Origin of the sequence: Gracilibacillus halophilus YIM-C55.5, from assembly GCF_000359605.1 — a bacterium.
GTDB lineage: Bacteria > Bacillota > Bacilli > Bacillales > Amphibacillaceae > Gracilibacillus > Gracilibacillus halophilus.
The window spans coordinates 1-4,650 of the sequence record NZ_APML01000001.1 but is presented as its reverse complement, the minus strand read 5'-3'; the positions used below and the strand labels follow the sequence as shown (position 1 = coordinate 4,650).

The window sequence follows — 4,650 nt, the reverse complement described above, 5'->3', positions numbered from 1 at the left end:
ATGTGATTTACCAGGAAATCATCGCATCACCTGCAATAGATTTCCCAGTAATATGCGATTTACCGGGAAATCTCCGCATGACTGGCAATAGATTTCCCAGTAATTAGCGATTCTCCAGGAAATCTCTGCGATTTTTAAGTAGCGTTTCCTAGTAATGATCTATTCTAAAATTTTCTCAAATTAATTTTTTCTCATGAAAGGGTTTTCGTATGAAGGTGTCGAATACATGAAGCAGCACGGTATCACGAAGAGGGAGGACTTACAATGATGAATGAAAATTTACCAAAAATATGGTATGGCGGTGATTATAATCCGGAGCAATGGGATGGGCCAACGCATGCAGAAGATATTCGCATGTTTAAATTAGCTGGTATCGATGTAGCTACATTAAATGTCTTCTCTTGGGCATTGAATCAACCGGATGAAGTGACGTACCAATTGGAATGGCTAGAAGAAACAATAGATCGCTTATATAAAGAAGGAATTTATACTTGTTTGGCGACTGGAACGGGAGCTCACCCAGCATGGATGGCGAAACGATATCCCGATGTACGGCGAGTGGACTTTGACGGAAGAAAAAGACAGTTCGGTGGTCGACATAATTCTTGCCCGAATAGTCCGACTTACCGAAAATATGCCGAACGAATGGCGAATCAATTAGCGGAACGTGTCAAGGATCATCCAGCTGTTTTAATGTGGCATGTGTCCAACGAATATGGAGGATATTGTTATTGTGAAAACTGTCAAAAAGCCTTTCGTGTATGGTTAAAAGAAAAATATGAATCATTACAAAATGTAAACAGAGCGTGGAACACGAGATTTTGGGGACATACATTTTACGAATGGGATGAAATTGTTGCGCCAAATGGCTTAAGTGAAGAATGGCAAGGTGGACAGAATACAAATTTTCAAGGGATTTCATTAGATTATCGCCGTTTTCAAAATGACAGTTTACTTGATGTGTTTAAGTTGGAACGAGATGCTTTGAAAAGGCATACACCAAATATCCCTGTGACGACAAATTTAATGGGATTTTTCCCGCAACTCGATTATTTTTCTTGGGGAAAAGAGATGGATGTCGTCTCATGGGATAATTATCCTTCCATTGATACGCCAGTTAGTATGACTGCGATGACCCATGATTTAATGCGGGGATTGAAAAGCGGTCAACCGTTTATGTTAATGGAGCAAACACCCAGTCAACAAAACTGGCAACCATATAATGCTCTCAAACGTCCAGGTGTGATGCGCTTATGGAGTTATCAAGCCATTGCCCATGGCGCAGATACGGTCATGTTTTTTCAGTTGCGCCGTTCTCGTGGAGCAACCGAAAAATTTCACGGGGCAGTGATCGAGCATGTAGGACATGAACATACAAGAGTGTTCCGCGAGACAGCCGAGCTCGGAAAAGAATTAGCGGTGCTTGGAAACCAAGTCGTTGATAGTCGCATTGATGCGAAAGTAGCGATCGTTTTTGATTGGGAAAATCGTTGGGCAATTGAATTATCGAGTGGACCGTCGATTGCATTAGATTATGTAAAAGAAATCCATAAATATTATCAAGCGTTTTATGAACGAAATATTCCTGTTGATATGATTAGTGTGGAAGAAGATTTGAGTCAATATGATCTGGTCATTGCTCCGGTGTTGTATATGGTGAAAAAAGGTCATGCCGACAGACTAAAAGATTTTGTCGAAAAAGGCGGAACATTTGTCACAACTTTTTTCAGTGGAATTGTCGATGAGCATGATTTAGTAACACTAGGCGGCTATCCTGGAGAACTACGCGATTTAGTCGGAATTTGGGCAGAAGAAATTGATGCACTTGATCCATCACATTTTAATGAAATGGTTTTTGATCAGGCTTATGGCGCTCTTTCTGGTCAGTATCGATGCAATATTCTGTTTGATTTGATTCATGCAGAAAGTGCGGATGTTTTAGCGACATATGGATCGGACTTTTATCAAGGCATGCCTGTCGTGACAAAAAATCAATATGGGAAAGGTAACGCTTACTATATTGCTTCTAGTCCTGATCAAGCATTTATGAACGATTTTGTTGACACCATCTGTGAAGAATCGTCCATTCATGGTGAGCTGGTTTCAGACAGTGGTGTTGAAGTCATAACCAGAGAAAAAGACGGTGAACAATTATTATTTGTCATGAACCATAATGCAGAAGATTCTACATTTGAACTGGGAGAAGTTACTTTCATTGATCAACTAACTGGCCAATCATACACTGGCACATCGACAATCAAACCAAAAGATGTATTGGTGTTAAAATAATATGATTTTACAGGTGAATGTTAAGGAGGATGAGTGAATGAAGTTTACCAATGGGAATTGGCTCGTCCGCGACGGTTATGAGATTCATTTTCCAAAAATCATTCATGAAGTCATTGAGCATGATGAAGCTGTGACACTGTATGCACCGTGTAAGCAAATCAATCATCGCGGGGACACACTGGATGGACCACTTTTAACCATACGTTTATCTGCACCGACTGACCAAGTGATTCGAGTGCAAACATGGCATTTTAGTGGCGTCGAGCAAAAATCACCACAATTTTCCGTGCTTCATCAGTCACGTCCCGTTCAAGTAACCGATCATCAAAATGAGATTCGATTTGCAAGCGGTGATTTGGTTTTGAAGATTGATAAACAAAATTTTGGATTATCTTTTTATGATGTGACAAGGCAAATTACCGAAATTGATGGCAAGGGACTCGCTTGGATTGATGGACCCGGTGATCAATCATATATGCGTGGGCAATTGCGATTAGGAGTCGGAGAATATATTTACGGGTTAGGTGAGAGATTTACCCCATTTATTAAGAACGGCCAAACTGTAGATATATGGAATGAAGATGGGGGAACAAGTTCTGAACAATCGTATAAAAATATTCCATTTTATGTAAGCAACAAAGGCTACGGTGTGTTTGTCAACCAACCCGATTGGGTCTCGTATGAAATTGGTTCGGAAGTGGTTTCACGTATCCAATACAGCGTTGAAGGTGAATACATGGATTATTATTTTTTTAACGGTCCATCTCCAAAAGATGTCATCACTCGCTATACTGAATTAACGGGAAAACCCGCTTTGCCACCAGCTTGGTCATTCGGCTTATGGTTATCGACTTCATTCACGACAGATTATAATGAGCAAACGGTAAACCATTTTATCGATGGCATGGCCGAACGTGGAATTCCGGTGAGCGTATTTCATTTCGATTGTTTTTGGATGAAAGCGTTTGAATGGACAAATTTTATTTGGGATCGACGCCATTTCCCCGATCCAAAAGCGATGCTAGCAAGGTTGAAAGACAAAGGACTGAAAATATGCGTCTGGATTAACCCCTATATTGCACAACAATCTGCTTTGTTTGAAGAAGCTATGAACAAAGGTTATTTATTGAAAAAGCCCAATGGAGACGTATGGCAATGGGATTTGTGGCAAGCGGGGATGGGGATTGTCGATTTTACCAATCCAGATGCTTGTCGCTGGTTTCAAGGTCACTTACAATCGTTAATCGATATGGGCGTCGATTCATTTAAAACCGATTTTGGTGAACGAATCCCTACAAATGTTGTCTATGATGATGGTTCAAATCCTAGGAAAATGCACAATTATTATGCCTATTTGTATAATCAAGTCGTGTATGAATTGTTAGAGCGAGAAAAAGGCAAAGAGGAAGCGATCGTGTTTGCTCGCTCTGCAACAGCAGGTAGTCAGAAGTTCCCCGTTCATTGGGGCGGTGATTGTGATTCAACGTATGAAGCGATGGCTGAAAGTTTGCGCGGTGGTCTATCGTTAACAACATCTGGGTTCGGTTACTGGAGTCATGATATCGGGGGCTTTGAAAACACTGCCACTCCTGATGTATTTAAACGTTGGACGGCATTTGGTTTGTTGTCTAGTCACAGTCGCTTTCACGGCAGTTCTTCTTACCGGGTTCCTTGGCATTTTGATGAAGAAGCCGTCGAAGTAGCTCGTTATTTTACGAAACTCAAAAACAGTTTGATGCCGTATTTATATAGTGAAGCCGTTACGACAAGTAAAACCGGTATTCCGATGATGCGAGCAATGTTCTTAGAATTTTGTGATGATCCGTTATGCGAAGTTCTTGATCGTCAATATATGTTAGGCGATTCATTGTTAGTTGCACCAATTTTTAACCCGGAAGGCCTAGCGTCATTTTATTTGCCAGAAGGGCGATGGACCCATCTTTTGACAAATGAAGTTGTCGAAGGTGGAAAATGGATCAAACAAACGTATAATTATTTCAGTTTGCCATTGTTTGTACGTCCTCATACGATTCTTCCCGTAGGAGTAAGCGGTGAAAAGTCAGATTATGACTATGGCAAGCAGTTGACGTTACGAATTTATCAAGTCGATGAGGATGCACGAATGAAACGCTCTGTAGTCGATAGCAATGGAGATGTTATTGGTGACATTACGGTTGAACGTAAGCATCGTCAATTAACAGTCAATGTCGATGGAATAGAGTCAGCGTATCAAATTGATGTCGTTGGACACAAAACATTTTCCGTAGAAGCAGGCACTCACGAATCGGTTATTATTTTGTAAAAAAAATAAAAGCTGTTCTTTTGTTGAAAAAAGGACAGCTTTTATTCTCAACTTCAGCA

Annotated in this window: 2 protein-coding genes; both read left to right on the top strand. The window is 40.6% G+C overall.

Annotation, left to right across the window (positions count from 1 at the left end):
• Window positions 1–264: 264 nt before the first annotated feature.
• Window positions 265–2,289 (top strand): beta-galactosidase, encoded by a 2,025-nt coding sequence (locus J416_RS00010; RefSeq protein WP_003462319.1) that lies wholly within the window; start codon window positions 265–267, stop codon window positions 2,287–2,289.
• Between the two features lie 37 nt (window positions 2,290–2,326).
• The gene (gene yicI / locus J416_RS00005) at window positions 2,327–4,591 is read left to right on the top strand and encodes an alpha-xylosidase (RefSeq protein WP_003462316.1); all 2,265 of its coding nucleotides are present in this window, start codon (window positions 2,327–2,329) and stop codon (window positions 4,589–4,591) included.
• The last annotated feature ends 59 nt before the right edge of the window (window positions 4,592–4,650 follow it).

What these genes read in the sequence shown, in the direction of transcription:
- J416_RS00010 (WP_003462319.1), top strand. Translation starts at nt 265, where the DNA reads ATGATGAATGAAAATTTACCAAAAATATGGTATGGCGGTGATTATAAT.
- yicI (WP_003462316.1), top strand. Translation starts at nt 2,327, where the DNA reads ATGAAGTTTACCAATGGGAATTGGCTCGTCCGCGACGGTTATGAGATT.